Genomic DNA, 2,689 nt, shown 5'->3' with positions numbered 1-2,689 from the left:
CTCGGTCGTCTCTGTCGGATGATCATCGTCGCCCGCGACGACCTTGCCGCTGGCCCGTTCGCGCGTCACGTCACGAGACTCGTAGCGCAATGCGGCCGTGGCGTAGTCGCGGTCATCCTCACGCCAGCTTTCAGCGACGTCGGCCTGCAGCAACGTGATGTCCGTTACCTCGTTCCTGAGACCTTTCTGGGCATTGTCGGCCAGCTCTTCCGACAGATAGGATACCATTTCGGGGGTAACAGCCCGGCGCAGAGCGGCATGGTCTTCGCGCCCGAATGCTTCCTGGACATCGGTCAACAGCTGCTGGAATGCGTCGAGGTCGGTCTGAGCCAGCGTGATCTCATCAGAACCGATGGCCGGAGAGCTTCCGCCCGAACCACCGCCAAAGCCGGGAATTGTGAAGGAGCCTGCAGTCTGCTGCCCTGCCGTTGCGCGGTTCTCAAATCTCGAAGCCTGGGCATTGCCGACACCGGCGAGCGCTGGCGCAGGACCACGCGCCGATTGCGAGCGGAAGAAGCGGATAGCCAGCATGATCGCGCCACCGATGAGCAGGGCCTGAAGCAGGAAACCGAACATTCCGGCCAGGCCGCCGAAGCCTTGGCCGACGAGCAGGCCGATCAGGCCGCCGAGCAGCAGGCCCCGCATCATCGTTCCCCCGAAGCCGCTCATGAAGCCGGGCCTCTGCGGGCCGGCCTGTGGCTGCCGGGCCGCGTTGTTCACACCGGTGTTGGGCGTCATCGAACGCTCGACCGGAGCGGTCGGGGCCGGCGCGGTCCTGGTCGGCGGTGCCGATTGGAACGTGCGCATGCCACGACTGCCGAAACTGCCGCCGCGGCGCGCCTCGGCATGGTCTATCGCGACCATCGAAAACGCCAGGAACAGTCCTGCAAAGAGGGCTGCAAATCGGCTTGTACGGGAAGTCATCGGAGATGAACCTTTGTCTCTGCGGTTTCGGAAATTTCAGCCGTCGCCGGGTGCCGGCGTTATACGGTCAATCGAACAACTCTTCGAAAAATGATTTCTTCCGCTTCGGATAGCGGTGGCCGTGGGAGCGGGAATAATCGTCGTCGCGGCCCTGGCCGTGTTGCGGCTGGGAGAACGCTGCCGGCTGTGGCTGCGGCGCGGGCGCCGCTTCCCTGCCGGAACGCTCGATGATCTTGTCGAGTTCTCCCCGATCAAGCCAGACGCCGCGGCACTGCGGACAGTAGTCGATTTCGATACCCTGGCGTTCGCTCATCACGAGCGCAACGCGGCAGGAGGGGCAAGTCATACCAAGGAGAGAAGGAGATGTCATACGGCGCTCCAAACCAAAAAAGAAGGAACCCGCTCGACCGAAAAGGATGAAAACGGGCCCGTTACAGCGGTCCGACATCACAGTCGCCAAAAGCGACAGTCAGAGGGGCCCGGCCCGCAGGGGACAATTAGGAATGCAGCGCCGCGCCTTCAAGGGGCGATATTGCCCGCAAGAGTGATTTGTTCGCCATCTCGCTCAGACCGTGACCACGATTTCAAATCGTCACCACGATTTCAGATCGTCACCACGATCTTGCCGAACTGCTCGTTCGACTCCAGGTGGCGATGTGCCTCGACGATTTGGTCGAACGCGAAGGTCCTATCGATGATCGGCTTTAGAGTCCCGGTCTCGAGTCCTGCGAGGATGAAAGCCTTGGCGGCCTCCAGTTTCGCCGGGTTGCCGGTGATCTCGTGGACGAGGTAGCCGCGCAGCGTCAGTGTCTTAGCCAGCACGGCGAATAGCGGAAACGGTGTCGGCGCGTGGCTCAGTCCGCCATATTCGATGAGGATGCCGCTATGCGACATGGCCGCCGTCAGCGGCTCGAAGATCGGGCCGCCGACCGCATCGAACACGACGCGCACGCCTCGCGGCCCGGCGATCTGGTTCAACCGCGCCGCCAGATCTTCCTCCGTCGAGGCCACGACTTCGGCCGCACCGGCCTCGAGCAGCGCCCGCATCTTCGCCGATGTTCGCGTCACCGCAATCGTCGTCGCGCCCACACTGTTGGCGATCTGGACCGCGGCAAGCCCGACACTACTCGACGCCGCGGTGATCACCACGTGGTCTCCGCTGTGCAGCCCAGCGATATCGATCAGCGCGCCATAGGCGGTGAGGTACTGCATCCAGACCGCCGCTGCCGTTTGCCAGTCGAGCGACGGCGGGTGCTTGACGATAAGTTCCGCGGGATAAGTGGCAAGCTCGCCATAGGCCGGCCAGCGGATCATCGATTGCGGCGGGATGGCACTGACGCCGTCGCCCGGCGCGAATTCCTTCACGCCGTCGCCTATAGCCTCGATGACACCCGCCGCTTCGAGACCAAGCCCCGAGGGCAGCTTCGGCGTCTCGATATAGGAACCCGCGCGCAGCAGCGCGTCGGCGCGGTTGAGGCCGAGCGCCTTGACGCGGATTTGAACTTCGCCCGGGCCCGGTGGGGGAAGCTCGGCATCCTCGATGCGCAGAACCTCAGGGCCGCCATGCTGGTGAAAGCGAACCACACGTGTCATTCGGGATACTCCAAATCAACTGGACCGAATGAGCTATGCAGCTAGGCTGCCCAGGGATAAATGGCTGCACGAGAAGAACAGTAGAAACCAGGAGTTCCGAATATGGATCGGCTCGAAAGCATGGCTGTGTTCGTCAAGGCCGTCGATCTCGGCTCGTTCGCGGCAGCAGCGG

At 63.1% G+C, this 2,689-nt stretch carries 3 protein-coding genes; all 3 read right to left on the bottom strand.

The window, feature by feature from the left end; genetic code table 11:
• Positions 1–924, bottom strand: a 924-nt coding sequence (locus tag EN939_RS28865) for a TIM44-like domain-containing protein (protein ID WP_127271111.1), incomplete at its 3' end; no start/stop codon positions are given.
• Between the two features lie 67 nt (positions 925–991).
• Positions 992–1,294 carry a TFIIB-type zinc ribbon-containing protein gene (locus EN939_RS28860; RefSeq protein ID WP_127270121.1) on the bottom strand — a complete coding sequence of 101 codons (303 nt, stop codon included), beginning with the start codon at positions 1,292–1,294 and terminating at the stop codon, positions 992–994.
• A gap of 233 nt (positions 1,295–1,527) precedes the next feature.
• Positions 1,528–2,517 carry a zinc-dependent alcohol dehydrogenase family protein gene (locus tag EN939_RS28855; protein ID WP_127270119.1) on the bottom strand — a complete coding sequence of 330 codons (990 nt, stop codon included), beginning with the start codon at positions 2,515–2,517 and terminating at the stop codon, positions 1,528–1,530.
• Positions 2,518–2,689 lie beyond the last annotated feature (172 nt).

This window comes from Mesorhizobium sp. M7A.F.Ca.CA.002.05.1.1 (assembly GCF_003998335.1).
GTDB lineage: Bacteria > Pseudomonadota > Alphaproteobacteria > Rhizobiales > Rhizobiaceae > Mesorhizobium.
The sequence above is the reverse complement of the archived record's forward strand: the minus strand, read 5'-3'. Positions and strand labels throughout refer to the sequence as shown.

Bases quoted from the DNA above. Each gene is read 5' to 3' on its own strand.
- EN939_RS28855 (WP_127270119.1), bottom strand. From the start codon at position 2,517: ATGACACGTGTGGTTCGCTTTCACCAGCATGGCGGCCCTGAGGTTCTG.
- EN939_RS28860 (WP_127270121.1), bottom strand. From the start codon at position 1,294: ATGACATCTCCTTCTCTCCTTGGTATGACTTGCCCCTCCTGCCGCGTT.